Below are 13090 nucleotides of genomic sequence, written 5' to 3'. Positions count from 1 at the left end.
CCTCCCGCGCAGATCTAATGGCCGTCCACCGCAAACCCGGCATGGATCAGCGCCAGATGACTCAAGCCCTGCGGTGTGTTGCCCAGACCCTGTCCAGTAGACGGGTCCCACAATTTCCGGCATCAGCCCGACATCGTTGCGTACCCGCCCCAGCAGTGAATGGAACAGGCGCTCGGCCTCGTCCCGTTCGCCCAGCAAGCCATACGCCTCCACCATCCAGAACGCGCAGCTGATGAAGGTGCCTTCGCAGTCCTGCATGCCGCTGTAGCGCCACAGCAGATCGCCGCTGGCATCGCACAGCTCGCGTCGCATGGCGTCACGGGTAGCGATGAAGCGCTCACGGCGGACCTTGGCGAGGCCGAACCGCGAGGCCAGCATCAGGCTGGCATCCAGCCGCTCGCTGCCGGCGTGCATCACGTACGCTTGTCTTACCTCATCCCAGCAGTGCGCATCGATCCAGTCCAGGATGCGCTCTTTCTCGCGCTGCCAGCGTGGCAGACGTGCACGGGTAATGTGGCCCTTTTCAGCGAGTTCGCAGGCGCGTCGGAGGGCCATCCAGCATTCCACCTTGGACATGGTGTAGTGCTGCAGGTCCTCCAGCTCCCAGAATCCGCAGTCCTTGCGCATCCACTGGTCGGCGCATTCGTCGGCCAGTTCGAACAGCAGTCGCGCGGTAGCGGGATCCAGTATGTGTCCGGCCTCGATCATGCGGCTGGCCATCTCCAGCACATCGCCGTAGACACAGGTCTGCAGCTGGTCGGTGGCGGTGTTGCCGACCCGCACCGGTTGGCTGCCTTTGTAGCCCGGGATGTCGATGTAGCGCTCCTGCTCCACGCGCTCCCCGCGCAGGGTGTAGCACGGTGGAATGCCTGGACGGTGGCGGCCGATGGTGGTCATCAGCCAGCTGAAACCTGCCTTCGCGTCGGGCAGGGCGCCGACGCGCAGGAATGCCTTGATGACATACGCCGCATCGCGCACCCAGCCGTACCGATAGTCCCAGTTTTTGTCTCCCCCCAGGCGTTCCGGCAGAGAGGCGGTCACAGCGGCGGCGATCGCCCCGGTGGGTGCAAACCAGAGAAACTTGAGCGCCAGCGCCGAACACATGACTTCGCTGCGTTGGCGGCTCTCGCAGTGCAGATCGGCCACCCACTGCTGCCATTCACGGTCGGAACGGTCGATGCGGGTGTCGATGTCCTGCAAGGGCGGTACCGGCAGCACTTCGTCCTGCGAGGCCAGCAGGGCGATGATCGCCCGCTCGCCCAATGCAACCTGGATGCTGCCCTTGACCTCGCGATCATCACACTGCTCGATGCGGGTCTGCTCGGGATAGCGCAGCATGGTCATCACCGGGCCGACGTGGTGCACGCAGCCGTTGGGTGTATCGCTCATCCAGGGCGTGCAGCTGCCGGCGCGGGTACCCGGCAGGTAGTGCAGGTCGAAGGTCACCTGTCCGTCGAGTCCCTCGATGCGACGCGCCAGTTCTGACCACGGCAGTCGTCCGGCCGGCCCGCTGTTCAGAGACTCGGTCAGGCGTGCACGGCCCGAAGCGGTATGCACCTCGGTTTCCAGCACATTGCTGTCCGGCCGATAGCGGCGGGAGACGTTCTCGATGTTGCGCGCCTGCAGCACAAAACGGCCGCCGTCAGCCGCGTCCAGCAAGCGGTCGAACAGGGGTGGTGCATCCAGGGAGGGTGCGCACCACCAGTCGATGCTCCCATCGGGCGCGATCAGTGCGGCAGACCGCCCGTCACCGATGGCCGCGTATGCGTTGATTGGCGCGTGACCCTGACGGTCACGCGCGATGCTCACTCCTTCCACTGCGTCCTCGGTCACGGCAGCAGCATGCCGCCAGTGGCGCCGATCACCTCACCGGTGATGTAGCTCGATTCCTGGGTGGCCAGCAGAACATAGGCCGACGCCATCTCCACCGGCTGGCCCGCGCGCTTCAACGGTGTCTGCGAACCGAAATCGGGGATCGCCTCCGGCGGCTGGCCACCTGCGGGCCGCAGCGGCGTCCAGATCGGGCCCGGCGCAACCGCATTGACGCGGATGCCGCGCTCGGCCACCTGCTGCGCCAGCGACTTGGTGAAGTTGACGATGGCGGCCTTGGTGGGCGCGTAGTCGAGCAGGTTCGGCGAGGGCTGGTAGGCCTGGATGGAAGCGGTATTGATGATCGTTGCGCCGGCCGGCAGATGCGGGAGGGCGGCCTTGCAGACCCAGAACAGCGCGTGCACGTTGGTGCGGAACGTCGCCTCGAACTGCTCGGTGTCCAGATCCTCTATCTTCTCCACGGCCAGCTGCTTGCCAGCGACATTCGCTAGCACGTCCAGTCCGCCCAGCCCGTCCACGGCCTGCTTCACCAGGTCCCGGCAGAACGCCTCGTCCTGCAGATCGCCGGGCAGGGCAATGGCCTTGCGGCCTTCCGCTTCGATCAGGGCGACGACTTCCGCCGCGTCCTTCTCTTCCTCAGGCAGATAGTTCAGCGCCACATCCGCGCCTTCCCGAGCGAAGGCGATGGCCACCGCGCGGCCGATACCGGAGTCAGCGCCGGTGACCAGCGCTTTGCGGCCCTTCATGCGCCCCAGACCGACGTAGCTCTTCTCGCCGTGATCGGCCTTGGGATTCAATTCGTGCACCGTACCCGGTGGCGTCTGCACCTGGGCCGGGTAGGTCGGTTGCGGGAACTGGGTGAGGGGGTTCTGCATGTCGTACTGGTTGCGGCTCATGGGGTTTCTTTGGGGGAGATGAGTAGCGGATTACAGGGTGACGGCGCCACCGGAGATGGTGAGCAGCGCGCCCGACGTATAGCTGGCACTGTCAGCGGCCAGCATCACGTAGGCGGACGCAAGCTCGGCGGGCTGTCCGGGGCGACCGAATGGGGTCTGGCTGCCGAAATTTTCGACCTTGTCCGCGGCCATGCCGGCAGGAATGAACGGCGTCCAGATCGGGCCCGGCAGGACCGCGTTGACCCGGATGCCCTTTTCGGCCAGCAGTCCTGCCAGGCCGATGGTGAGGTTGGCGACCGCACCCTTGGTGGCGGAGTACGGCAGGATGTTCGGCGTCGGCTTCTTCGAATTCACCGACGCAGTGTTGATGACCGAGCCGCCGTCCTTCAGGTGCGGAACGCTGAGGCGGGTCAGGTTGAACAGCGCATGGACATTGGTATCGAACGTCTTGCGCCAGTCGTCCATCGTGATTTCGTCAAACGACTCGTAGTAGCGCTGGTAGGCGGCGTTGTTGACCAGGATGTCCAAGCCGCCCAGCTCATGCACGACGCGCTGGATCAACTGTTCGGCCTGCGCCTCGTCACTGATATCGCAGGGGACCAGAAGCGCCTTCTGGCCGGCCTCCTGGATGAGCTTGCCGATGGCGGCGGCATCGTCCTTTTCGCTTTCCAGGAAGGCGATCGCCACATCCGCACCTTCGCGTGCATAGGCGATGGCCACGGCTGCGCCGATGCCGCTGTCGCCACCGGTGATGAGTGCTTTCTTGCCCTCAAGCTGGCGGTGACCCTTGTAGCTCTGTTCACCGTGGTCCGGTTTCGGGTCAAGTTTGTTGGTCTTGCCAGGGAAGGACTGTTGCTGCGCCTTGAATGGCGGCTTCGGGTAGTTGGGGACTGGCATGCGTGCGTCCTGTGTGGGGGAAGAGAGCTGCCAGTGTGGGCACCCCGCAGTAAACGCCGTGGCCCAGCAATGTCGGCACGGCGTGCACGGCGTGGGTCACAGCGGGTGCGCGATGGTGGTCATGATGCTGTTCGCCGCCTGGCGCGAGTCCAGGCGCGTGTGCTGCACCACCACGGGCACGTCGGACTCGATGACGCAGGAGAAGCCAACGCCCAGCGGCACAGGGGCCGGTTCCTGCAGGTCGTTGAACCGTTTGTGGCAGGTGCGCTGGGCAGCAACGGTGAAGGTGTAGGGACCCTGCGGCGCTCGATCCTCGAAGTACAGCATCAGGCTGATACGGGCATCGGTGCTGCCGGCATTGAGGATGCAGCAGGTCTCGTGACTCTGCAGCTCGGGCTCAGGCCCGTTGCTCCAACCGGGAATGTAGCCCTCGGCAATGGCCCAGCGCGTGCGCCCGAGGGCGCCGGGGTTGTCCTGCGTCATGGTCTCTCTCCTTACGGGGGTCCACCAGAGTGGTCGAGGCGACCGCGTCGAGGGCGTGCATGGCAGGTGTCCACGGTATCAACATGAAGCGTTCAGTGGCGTGTGCCGCTACGCGTTGGCCGTCCTGCGGCGCTTGCCTATCATGCACCGCTGGTTCCACTGCACCTGACTGCTGCCCTTCATGCCTTCCAATGCGCAGGCCGCGCGACGTTCCGCCCGCGCCGCCGGGTATGTGTTTCCTGAGCATCTGCGCGAGCAGGCGCAGGCGCTCCCTGCACAACCGGGCGTCTACACGTTCCATGGCCGCGAGGGCGGCCTGCCGCTCTACATCGGCAAGAGCATCAACCTGCGCACGCGGGTGATGGACCATCTGCGGACGGCTGAGGAGGCTGCGATGCTGCGCCAGTCAGAGCGCATCAGTCATCTGCCGATGGCGGGCGATCTGGGCGCGCAGCTGCTGGAGGCGGCGATGGTGAAAGAACAGCGCCCGCTGTACAACCGGCTGCTGCGGCGGTTGCCGCGTCAGTTCAGCCTGCGTCTGTACCGGGGCGAGATCAGTGTGGTGAACTCGTCAGAGGTGGATCTGACGACCACGCCGATGTTGTACGGCATCTATTCGAGTGCCCGCGCCGCGCGTGAGTCACTGCGCCGCGTGGCGGATGAGAATCGGCTCTGCTATTCGCTGCTGGGCCTGGAGCGGCTTCCCTCTGGACGCCCGTGCTTCCGCTCGATGCTGCGCCAGTGTGCCGGTGCCTGCTGCGGCGGCGAGACCCTTGCCGAGCATCAGCAGCGGCTGGCCGATGCGCTCATGCTGCTGGAGATTGCCGAATGGCCCTACGCCGGCCCCGTGGCCATCGAGGAACGCGGCGAAGCGATGCGGCAGTTCCACGTCGTTGATGGATGGTTCTATCACGGCAGCGCGAAGACCCTGGCCGCTGCCCGGCGCGTGCGTCGGAGTGATCCGGTGTTCGACCGCGACGCGTACCGGATCCTTCGCAAGGGGCTGTCGTTGGGCCAATGGGCCCTGCACCCGCTTTAGCAGGCCGCACAGGCGGAGTCACGCAGCGTGGACGACCTGTTCTGTATCCCTCCGGGCAGGCCATGCAGGGAGAATACCGTGACCGATCTGTTCGAGCTGGGCATGCCGTGGTTCGAGTTCGTATTACGGGCCACCGCCGTCTACGTGGTGGTGCTGCTGTTGACGCGCCTCAGTGGCAAGCGATCGATCGGGCAGTCCGCACCGTTCGACATGCTGGTGATCGTCCTGCTGGGCACGGCAGTGCAGAACTCGCTGATCGGTGAGGACACCTCACTGCTTGGCGGACTCATCCTTGCCGCCACGTTGCTGGGTCTGAACTGGCTGGTCGGTTTCGTGACCGCGCGCAATCGTCGGCTGCACCGTTGGGTGGAGGGCGCGCCGGTAGTGCTGGTGCGCAACGGCAAGGTGTTCTGGGAGCAATTGCGCCGTTGCAATGTGGCGCCGGAGGACCTGGACGTGGCCATGCGCAAGGCAGGCTGCGATGGCCATCACCAGATCGAACTGGCCATGCTGGAAACCTCGGGAGAGATCACCGTGGATGCCGAAGGCCGCTGAAGCTGCAACAGTGGAATCCACACGCCGCACACGACAAGGTCACCGTGGGCACAGCCGTGCCCATGCAACCCTGCAGTCCCCAACGGCAGGAGAACGACGATGCAGGCGCTGACCTATCACGGCCGCAAGGATGTCCGCGTTGAGACCGTGCCCGATCCGGTGCTCGCCGCCGAGGATGATCTCATCCTGCGCGTTACCGCCACCGCCATCTGTGGCTCCGACCTGCATCTGTACCGGGGCAAGATTCCGGACCTTCACACCGGAGATGTACTCGGCCATGAGTTCATGGGCATCGTGGAAGAGGTTGGCAGGGGCGTGGCCCAGGTGCGCCCCGGTGACCGCGTGGTCATCCCGTTCGTGATTGCCTGTGGTGAATGCTTCCACTGCCAGCTGGCGGAGTATGCCGCGTGCGAGACCACCAACCCCGGCAAAGGCGCGGCGCTCAATGCGAAGGGATTGATGCCGCCGGCCGCATTGTTTGGCTATAGCCACCTCTACGGTGGGGTCGCTGGCGGCCAGGCGGAATTCGTGCGGGTGCCCAAGGCCAACGTCGGTCCACTGCGCATTCCTGAAGGCGTGGCAGATGAACAGGTGCTGTTCCTGTCCGATATCCTGCCGACCGGCTACCAGGCCGCACTCAACGCCGGGGTGAAGGCGGGCTCGACGGTAGCCATCTTCGGTGCAGGCCCGGTGGGATTGATGAGCGCTGCCTGCTGCCGCCTGCTGGGTGCGGAAACCATCTTCATGGTCGATCACCTGCCGTATCGACTGGACTTCGCGCAACGCACCTATGGCATCACGCCGATCGATTTCGGCAAGGTGGACGATCCGGCCGACTACATCGTCAGCCAGACCAGCGGGCGAGGCGTGGATGCCTGCATCGAGGCGGTCGGGTTCGAGGCGGAGGGCAGTTCGCTTGAAACTGCATTGACCGCAGTGAAGCTTGAAGGCAGCAGCGGCGTGGCGATCCGCCAGTGCATTGCTGCCGCTCGCCGCGGCGGCATCGTCAGCATTCCTGGTGTGTATGCCGGCTTCATACACGGCTTCCTTCTGGGGGATGCATTCGACAAGGGCCTGACCTTCAAGATGGGGCAGACCCATGTGCAGGGCCTCATGCCCGAGCTGCTGACCGCCATCCTGGAGGGCAAGCTGGACCCCGGCAACATCATTTCGCACCGGATGAGCTTGGCCGAAGCCGCGCAGGGCTATGCCATGTTCGATGCGAAGGACGATGACTGCCGGAAGATCGTGCTGACCCCGTGACAAGCGATCACGCGAGCGCTGCTCGGCTGACCCCTGACAAGCGTTACATCGTGGTGCGCGGCCGGCTCTGGCGCGCGACCAATCCGGATCTCACCGCCACCGAACGTGCGCGATGGGTGGCAGCACTGATGGACGCGCGGCGCGCAGTGCAGGTCGCGATGAGGAGCGGGGAGGCGACTGCGCTGCGCAGTGCGCGCCGCGCAGTGGATGCTGCCAAACGAGGTCTCGGCGAGCGTGGCCCGGTGTGGTGGACAGATGGTGGCAAGGACTACAACCGCTACCTGGTAAAGAACACGCCGTACGCGAGCTGGTTCGACGGTCTTTGAAGGGGAGGGAGGCAGCTCAGTCTTTCGACCCTCGACGACCTCCCGTCGGATCGACCTCAGGTCGCTCGTAGTCGTCCGGATGTGCCGTCTCGTTCTGTTCCGGCATGTCCTTGCCTTTCTTCCAGCTCTGGTCGGTACGGACCTTGTCCGGCGTATGCGCCTTGTCCTGGTCGCTGGCGTCGCCCGTAGGGTTGAACGGTAGTTTGCTCATCGAAGGAGTTCCTTGCAGCAGGTGCGGTATCAGCGCTGTAACGGTTGTCCGGCACGGCTCTGGGCCAGCGTCTGGTTCACTGCTTCCTGCAGTTGCGGGATGTGGAACGGCTTGGCGACGAAGCGCGCCTTCTGGTGGCGGGCCGGAACGACCTGATCGTAGACGGCGGAGGCAAACAGGAAGGGCACGCCCAGCTCCGCCAGCCGGTCAGCGACCGGGAACACCACGCCGTCGCCGAGCTCGATATCTAGGATGGCGGCATCGAACTGCTCGTTGCGCAGCAGGCTGAGTGCCTCGAATACGCTTTCAGCGTGCGTGATGGTGTTCCCCTCGTTGGACAGCGCATCCTCAACCAGTTCAGCCAGATCCAGCTGATCCTCCACCAATAACAGGCAGTGCTCCTGCGTCTGTTCATTTCCGTACTTCTGCATACGCAGGTCGTGCTCGTATTTTCATGTTGCCCCCATGTTCCGCTTCCGGGCATCAAGCCAGCGGCTCGCTGCCGTGTGCGCGGCGCGAAGATCGGGCGTTTCCGGGGCGCCAACCACGGTTGGCATCTACCGGAGCCATCGCGGGCGATCACGCTGTGTTGGTTTTCTGCGCGCCACACTGGACCACCCCCTTCACAGGATCCAGCATGAGCCAGGTATTCATCGTCGGCGCAGCCGGCAAGGTCGGCCGTTCCCTTGTCGAGCAGGCCAGCGCACGCGGCCACCGCGTACTGGCCCTGCATCGCGCGCAGGAACAGGCCGCCGAACTCACCGCCCTCGGCGCACGCCCGGTTCAGGGCGACCTGCTGCAGCTGGATGTCGCCGCGCTGGCGGCACTGATGAAAGGCTGTGACGTGGTGGTGTTCTCGGCCGGTGCCGGCGGCAAGGGCGGCGCGTCGATGACCGACGCCATCGATGGGCGCGGACTGGAACTGGCCGTGGCCGCCGCACAGGCCGCGGCCGTGCCGCGCTTCCTGCTGGTGTCGGCCTTCCCGGAAGCCGGTCGTGGCAAGCACCTGTCGGATACGTTCGAGAACTACATGGTGGTGAAGAAGCGTGCCGACGTGCACCTCGCAGAAAGCGCGCTGGACTGGGTGATCCTGCGCCCGGGCACGCTCACCGACGAACCGGGCACGGGCCGGGTGCGTGCCGGCCTGGCCATTCCCTACGGCAACATCGCCCGCGCCGACGTCGCTGCCACGCTGCTGGCATTGATCGAACACCCGCAGCTGCGCCGCTGCATCATCGAACTCACGGAGGGCGAAACCCCGGTGTTCGATGCACTGCAGGCGCTGTCGCCGGCATGAGGGCTTGACCACCACAACGCGGTGACGCAGCATCGGATGCATGGTCCTCCGCGCCGCCACCGTCACCACTACCACCACGACTGCCGCTGGCAGGTCGTGAGGTCGTTACTTGACGTGATGTAGCGCCACCCCGCAGGACCCCGCCAGTCATGGACGGGGTCTTCTGTTTCTCCGTCCGTGCCCACCCCACAGGAGAAACACCATGAGCCCATCCCGAATCCCCCGCCGCGGCCTGCTGGTCATCGACATGCAGCACGGCCTGTTCAACGGCGCGCATCGCCCTTACCGCGCTGACGAAGTCCTGGTCAACATCAATGCGCTGATCGACCGCGCACATGCCGCCGATGCCCCGGTGTTTGCCGCACGGCACGTGGGCCCCGCAGGCTCGCCGCTTGCCAGCGACAGCCCGCTGTCGCAGCTGCTGGCCGACCTCGCCATCGATCCCGCGCTCGACACCATGTTCGAGAAGACGCGGCCGAGCTGCTTCTTCGAGACCGGCCTGGCCGAGCGACTGGCCGCGGCCGGCGTCGAGGAGCTGGTCATCGTCGGCATGAAGACAGACTACTGCGTGGATACCACCTGCCGCGCCGCGCGCGACCTCGGCGTTGCGGCCGTGCTGGTGGCCGACGCGCACACCACCACCGATTCGGCCGTGCTTGAGGCGCAGACCATCGTCGAGCATCACAACGCCACGCTGGGCGGGGCGTTTGTCAGCCTCGTCGCCAGCGCAGACTGCACGTTCGCGGCAGGGTAAGCTCCAGTCAACGAAGTCAGCCAGGAGGGCAGATGGGACCGATGACCCAGGCACGGACACTCCGCAACAGCCTTGTGCTGTTGCTGCTGTCCGCAGTGGCAGGCTGCAGCACAACGGGGGGCGGTGATCGCCATCCTTCGCCACAGCTGCGGGCGGTAACGCTGACGCCTGAAGCGTCGACGGTCTGGTTGACCGCGGCTTCCATCGGCACCATCGAGCCCATCGGCTCGTGCGTCTACTTCGTTACTGGATCGGGTCAGCGCCTTCTGGCGCTGTGGCCGGACGGCTTCGAGCTGGAAAGAAAGGACGGCGTGGCCGTGGGCGTGCGCTACACACGGAGCGGCAAGGGTGTGGCCTTCGGCACGACGCATACTTTTGGCAGCGGCGCACTGTCCGCATTGCCGGGCAGCCTGGCCGACCCCCTGCCTGCAGACTGCAGCGGGCCGGCCACGATGCTCTGGTTCGACTGAGACCTGCGCAGCCTCAGCGCTGCTCGTCCTTGCGCGCGCTCAGCTCACGGTCGGCGCGCAGGAACACCGCACTGGTGCTCTCCTCGCCGGTGCCGCCCGCTGCGCCCAGCAGCAGCGGCCGCGGCAGTCGCGCGGAGGCATCGTCGGCCACGGCCTGCAGGGCGGCCAGGGTTGCGGTGGCCTGGTCGCTGCCCAGCACCGCAATGAACTCGCCGCTGCCGGTGACGCGGTTGATGCTGTCGCCGCGCCCGGCATCCAGGCACTGCTCCAGCGCCACGTCCAGCTGCTGCAGCTGGCGTTCCAGGCTGCGCTCGCCCATCTGTTCGGCCAGGCCGGCCAGGTCCTGCAGCTCGAGGATGACCACGGTGCAGGCCGTGCCGGTTGTGGCGTGCGCGGCTTCCACCAGCGGGCTCTGTTCGAGGATGGTCGCCACTTCCTGCTCGCGCTCGCGGCTGCGCGCTTCCATCAGGTTCATGGTCAACCGGGCCAGGGCCTGCAGGGCCTCGCGCTGCTCCTGGCTGAGCGAGCGCGGGGTCAGGTCGACCACGCAGACGCTGCCGACCGCCGCGCCTTCGCGGGTGACCAGCGGCATGCCCGCGTAGAAGCGCGCCCCCATCTCGTTCAACACCGGGTTGTCGACGAAGCGGCTGTCCTGTTTCAGGTCGCCCACTTCCAGCAGCTGCTCGGGCTGGCGGATCGCATGGTCGCACACCGCCACGTCGCGGTCGGTTTCGGTGCCATCCACGCCGATGCGGGCCTTGAACCACTGGCGATCACGATCGATCAGGGTCACCAGGGCCATCGGCGTACCACAGACGGCGGCCGCCACCTTCACGATATCGTCGTAGGCCGGCTCGGGCAGACTGCCGACCACGTGCAGCGCATCCAGCGCGTGCTGGCGTTCGGTTTCAGTGAATGCGGCAGAAGAATGATCCGTCATGATGATCCTGGGCAGTCAAAGGTCGTCGCTCATGCTAGAGCACGCCCGCGTCCAGTGGATGAACCACCGCCGCATCCGGCCCGTACCCCGGCGCATGGCCGGGGCAGGGTGCGGGCCTCAGCCCAGGTCGCAACCTGCAGGCTGCGGCCAGGTGGTGGCGGGGAGCATGTTCTTCAGTGACACCGGTGCGTTGATCGCCACGTAGCTGGCGCCGAGCAGTTCTTCCAGATCGGCGATGGTCACCAGGTAGTTGTCCAGGCTGCCCAGGTTGGCCTCGTTGGGAATGATCCAGCTGATCGCCTTGGCGGTACCGGTCTGCGGGTCGCGGGTGATGATGGTCTTCCAGAAGAACTCCGGCGTCGGAATGCCGTGACTGGCCAGGAAGTAATCGTTGGCGGCATCGCCGTAGACCACGCCGCCATAGACGTCCACCGGCGCGATGTCGCGGTAGCACTCGGCCACGTTCTCGGCCTTCACCCAGATGCCCTGGTTGAAGCTGGACACCTGCGGGACGATGTTGGTCATGAAGTTGGCGCGGCGGATGTAGGTGGTGTCGTAGTCCATGTGGTTGGAGGTGACCAGATGCCCGCGGTCATAGCCGGCATGGATGCTGGCGTACGAGGCGGTGCTGTTCTGGCCCAGGCAGCCGGTGGGCAGGTCCGTGTCCTTGTAGAAGCTGGACGGGCGCTTGGCCGTGCCGGTATCGGCCAGCAGGGTGTATTCGTACCGCGTGGCGCTGTGGATGCTGCAGTCGTAGGTCAGCACGAAGCCGCCCTTGTTGAGGGTGACCGTTTCCGCGTGGGCGGCGCCGGCAAAGGCGCTGAGGACCAGGGCGAACAGGAACGTGGCAAGGCGCATTGCAGTGTCTCCGTCAGGTTTTTCCAGGACGCAGGACGCCCTCACGGCGAAAGCGTTCGCCATGCGGAGGCATTGCGCGTGTGGGTGGGTGAGGACTGCGGTTGGAACCCGGCGGATGCCGGTCATGCAGGAGGAACTCGACCGCGCCCCCTGGCCACCGAGGTGGCGCGCGGTGTCGTAAGCGTCAGCGCGTGTCGCTTTCAGGTCAACGCTGGATGTCCGGAGTTGTGACCCGGCGCAAGCGTCCTGCGTGTGTCAGATCGCAGACCGCAGGGTGAAACGTGCGCATGGCAGGCGCGCGGGCCGGTATCGGCAGGCGGGGGGTTTGCGGCCGAATCAGCGCGTTGATCCATGGGAAGCGTGACGCGTCACACGCTCGCGCCAGCGCAGTGCAGACTCAAGGAACGAGGACAGGTCATGGAAGTTCGCCCCCTGGTGCTGGCGTGGCTGCTGGTCGCCGCACTGCCGGCCGCCGCGCAGCAGATCCGCTCCGCGACCGGCCCCGCGCGCAAACCGCTGCCGGCCGCGCCACGGCCGGCCCACAATTCGATGGCGAAGAGCACCACGCCCTTCAACTGCGCGCAGTACGCGTGGCCGAATCATCCGCATCCGGCGGCCAAGGCGTACTGCGATGGGGTCGAGGCCAATACGCTGCAGAACGAAGCCCGCCAAGCTGGTCGTCCCGGCCCCTCCACCGAGGTGAGCGAACTGCCTGCGCTGGGTTCGGCCGAAGCCAAGCGGACCGGCACCGCCTGCATTGGTGGCCAGGCCTTCCGGCGGCTGGCCAATGGCTGGGAACAGGTGGCCTCGCCGTCGGGCGGGTGGCTGCGCTGCCGGGAGCGCTAGGCGCGCCGGCAGGCGTCAGAGCCTGCCTTCGGCCGCGTAACGCGCGGCGCCCTGGTCCACCAGCGTCTGCAGCTCCTGCAGCAGTGGCTCATCCCAGCGGTCGAAGTTGAAGCAGGACTTGCCCTGCATGCGCTGCTTCAGCGCAGGGCTGATGCCCGCCAGCAGTTCGGAATGGTCATAGATGGGCATCAGGTGGAAGGCGTGCTTGCGCCCGGACACCTTCACCGCGCCGAAGAACTGTGCTTTGCCGTTGGCGCCCGGCGTGCGGCAGTTGGCGTAGAAGTGCTGATCCGTGTCGTGGACCACGAGCAGGCCATCGCGATGACGCAGCAGCATCTGGCGCAGGGCGCTGAACAGATCGGGCGGCACCGTCTCGGTGGACGCCTTGGGTGTCGCCTGGGTGCGCTTCATGGGAACTGCCCGGT

The 13090-nt window shown here is 66.0% G+C and carries 16 protein-coding genes and 1 pseudogene; 8 read left to right on the top strand and 9 right to left on the bottom strand.

Annotation, left to right across the window (positions count from 1 at the left end; all coding sequences use genetic code 11):
* Nucleotides 1–14: 14 nt before the first annotated feature.
* The 4 genes and pseudogenes from IAE56_RS00850 to IAE56_RS00835 all read right to left on the bottom strand — a co-directional run bounded on the left by IAE56_RS00850 (nt 15) and on the right by IAE56_RS00835 (nt 4106).
* A pseudogene (locus IAE56_RS00850) lies at nt 15–1818 on the bottom strand (glycoside hydrolase family 15 protein).
* 11 nt (nt 1819–1829) lie between these two features.
* Nucleotides 1830–2726: an SDR family oxidoreductase gene (locus tag IAE56_RS00845; RefSeq protein WP_200751092.1), complete on the bottom strand. Its 897-nt coding sequence runs from the start codon at nt 2724–2726 to the stop codon at nt 1830–1832.
* Between the two features lie 30 nt (nt 2727–2756).
* Nucleotides 2757–3623 (bottom strand): SDR family oxidoreductase, encoded by an 867-nt coding sequence (locus tag IAE56_RS00840; protein ID WP_200751091.1) that lies wholly within the window; start codon nt 3621–3623, stop codon nt 2757–2759.
* A 96-nt stretch (nt 3624–3719) separates the two neighbouring features.
* Nucleotides 3720–4106 (bottom strand): sensory rhodopsin transducer, encoded by a 387-nt coding sequence (locus IAE56_RS00835; protein WP_200751090.1) that lies wholly within the window; start codon nt 4104–4106, stop codon nt 3720–3722.
* A gap of 181 nt (nt 4107–4287) precedes the next feature.
* On the opposite strand from IAE56_RS00835, the gene cho reads away from it, so the two are divergent.
* From cho to IAE56_RS00815, 4 genes are all read left to right on the top strand, one after another.
* Nucleotides 4288–5145 carry an excinuclease Cho gene (gene cho, locus IAE56_RS00830; protein WP_108768929.1) on the top strand — a complete coding sequence of 286 codons (858 nt, stop codon included), beginning with the start codon at nt 4288–4290 and terminating at the stop codon, nt 5143–5145.
* A 78-nt stretch (nt 5146–5223) separates the two neighbouring features.
* Complete coding sequence (locus IAE56_RS00825) at nt 5224–5700, top strand: YetF domain-containing protein (RefSeq protein ID WP_108768928.1); 477 nt, start codon at nt 5224–5226, stop codon at nt 5698–5700.
* A gap of 99 nt (nt 5701–5799) precedes the next feature.
* Nucleotides 5800–6963: a zinc-dependent alcohol dehydrogenase gene (locus IAE56_RS00820; protein WP_200751089.1), complete on the top strand. Its 1164-nt coding sequence runs from the start codon at nt 5800–5802 to the stop codon at nt 6961–6963.
* Complete coding sequence (locus IAE56_RS00815; protein WP_325167149.1) at nt 6960–7289, top strand: hypothetical protein; 330 nt, start codon at nt 6960–6962, stop codon at nt 7287–7289. Before IAE56_RS00820 ends, IAE56_RS00815 begins: the two co-directional genes overlap by 4 nt.
* Before the next feature lie 16 nt (nt 7290–7305).
* Here IAE56_RS00815 and IAE56_RS00810 read toward each other — a convergent pair whose 3' ends face one another.
* The gene (locus IAE56_RS00810; protein WP_079221965.1) at nt 7306–7500 is read right to left on the bottom strand and encodes a hypothetical protein; all 195 of its coding nucleotides are present in this window, start codon (nt 7498–7500) and stop codon (nt 7306–7308) included.
* A 29-nt stretch (nt 7501–7529) separates the two neighbouring features.
* Nucleotides 7530–7931: a response regulator gene (locus tag IAE56_RS00805; RefSeq protein ID WP_200751088.1), complete on the bottom strand. Its 402-nt coding sequence runs from the start codon at nt 7929–7931 to the stop codon at nt 7530–7532.
* A 206-nt stretch (nt 7932–8137) separates the two neighbouring features.
* Between IAE56_RS00805 and IAE56_RS00800 the strand changes: the two genes are divergently transcribed.
* The 3 genes from IAE56_RS00800 (at nt 8138) to IAE56_RS00790 (ending at nt 10021) form a co-directional block, all read left to right on the top strand.
* Nucleotides 8138–8797, top strand: coding sequence for an NAD(P)H-binding protein (locus tag IAE56_RS00800; RefSeq protein WP_200751087.1), 660 nt, complete (start codon nt 8138–8140; stop codon nt 8795–8797).
* Nucleotides 8798–8999: 202 nt separating this feature from the next.
* On the top strand, nt 9000–9551 hold the full coding sequence (locus IAE56_RS00795) for an isochorismatase family protein (protein WP_200751086.1): 552 nt from the start codon (nt 9000–9002) through the stop codon (nt 9549–9551).
* 32 nt (nt 9552–9583) lie between these two features.
* Nucleotides 9584–10021, top strand: coding sequence for a hypothetical protein (locus IAE56_RS00790; protein ID WP_200751085.1), 438 nt, complete (start codon nt 9584–9586; stop codon nt 10019–10021).
* A 13-nt stretch (nt 10022–10034) separates the two neighbouring features.
* Here the strand turns inward: IAE56_RS00790 and IAE56_RS00785 are convergent, their stop codons facing one another.
* Nucleotides 10035–10961 carry a GAF domain-containing protein gene (locus IAE56_RS00785; RefSeq protein WP_200751084.1) on the bottom strand — a complete coding sequence of 309 codons (927 nt, stop codon included), beginning with the start codon at nt 10959–10961 and terminating at the stop codon, nt 10035–10037.
* 117 nt (nt 10962–11078) lie between these two features.
* Complete coding sequence (locus tag IAE56_RS00780; RefSeq protein ID WP_200751083.1) at nt 11079–11819, bottom strand: DNA/RNA non-specific endonuclease; 741 nt, start codon at nt 11817–11819, stop codon at nt 11079–11081.
* A 417-nt stretch (nt 11820–12236) separates the two neighbouring features.
* Between IAE56_RS00780 and IAE56_RS00775 the strand changes: the two genes are divergently transcribed.
* On the top strand, nt 12237–12665 hold the full coding sequence (locus IAE56_RS00775) for a hypothetical protein (protein WP_234455807.1): 429 nt from the start codon (nt 12237–12239) through the stop codon (nt 12663–12665).
* 15 nt (nt 12666–12680) lie between these two features.
* Here the strand turns inward: IAE56_RS00775 and IAE56_RS00770 are convergent, their stop codons facing one another.
* Nucleotides 12681–13076, bottom strand: a complete 396-nt coding sequence (locus IAE56_RS00770) for a hypothetical protein (protein ID WP_200751082.1) — start codon at nt 13074–13076, stop codon at nt 12681–12683.
* Nucleotides 13077–13090: the final 14 nt, after the last annotated feature.

Source organism: Stenotrophomonas sp. S41 (assembly GCF_016624625.1).
Taxonomy (GTDB): Bacteria; Pseudomonadota; Gammaproteobacteria; order Xanthomonadales; family Xanthomonadaceae; genus Stenotrophomonas.
This window is presented reverse-complemented; position numbering and strand designations above follow the sequence as displayed.

Bases quoted from the DNA above. Each gene is read 5' to 3' on its own strand.
- IAE56_RS00800 (WP_200751087.1), top strand. From the start codon at position 8,138: ATGAGCCAGGTATTCATCGTCGGCGCAGCCGGCAAGGTCGGCCGTTCC.
- IAE56_RS00775 (WP_234455807.1), top strand. From the start codon at position 12,237: ATGGAAGTTCGCCCCCTGGTGCTGGCGTGGCTGCTGGTCGCCGCACTG.
- IAE56_RS00805 (WP_200751088.1), bottom strand. From the start codon at position 7,931: ATGCAGAAGTACGGAAATGAACAGACGCAGGAGCACTGCCTGTTATTG.
- cho (WP_108768929.1), top strand. From the start codon at position 4,288: ATGCCTTCCAATGCGCAGGCCGCGCGACGTTCCGCCCGCGCCGCCGGG.
- IAE56_RS00820 (WP_200751089.1), top strand. From the start codon at position 5,800: ATGCAGGCGCTGACCTATCACGGCCGCAAGGATGTCCGCGTTGAGACC.
- IAE56_RS00835 (WP_200751090.1), bottom strand. From the start codon at position 4,106: ATGACGCAGGACAACCCCGGCGCCCTCGGGCGCACGCGCTGGGCCATT.
- IAE56_RS00795 (WP_200751086.1), top strand. From the start codon at position 9,000: ATGAGCCCATCCCGAATCCCCCGCCGCGGCCTGCTGGTCATCGACATG.
- IAE56_RS00770 (WP_200751082.1), bottom strand. From the start codon at position 13,076: ATGAAGCGCACCCAGGCGACACCCAAGGCGTCCACCGAGACGGTGCCG.
- IAE56_RS00810 (WP_079221965.1), bottom strand. From the start codon at position 7,500: ATGAGCAAACTACCGTTCAACCCTACGGGCGACGCCAGCGACCAGGAC.
- IAE56_RS00845 (WP_200751092.1), bottom strand. From the start codon at position 2,726: ATGAGCCGCAACCAGTACGACATGCAGAACCCCCTCACCCAGTTCCCG.
- IAE56_RS00785 (WP_200751084.1), bottom strand. From the start codon at position 10,961: ATGACGGATCATTCTTCTGCCGCATTCACTGAAACCGAACGCCAGCAC.
- IAE56_RS00790 (WP_200751085.1), top strand. From the start codon at position 9,584: ATGGGACCGATGACCCAGGCACGGACACTCCGCAACAGCCTTGTGCTG.
- IAE56_RS00840 (WP_200751091.1), bottom strand. From the start codon at position 3,623: ATGCCAGTCCCCAACTACCCGAAGCCGCCATTCAAGGCGCAGCAACAG.
- IAE56_RS00780 (WP_200751083.1), bottom strand. From the start codon at position 11,819: ATGCGCCTTGCCACGTTCCTGTTCGCCCTGGTCCTCAGCGCCTTTGCC.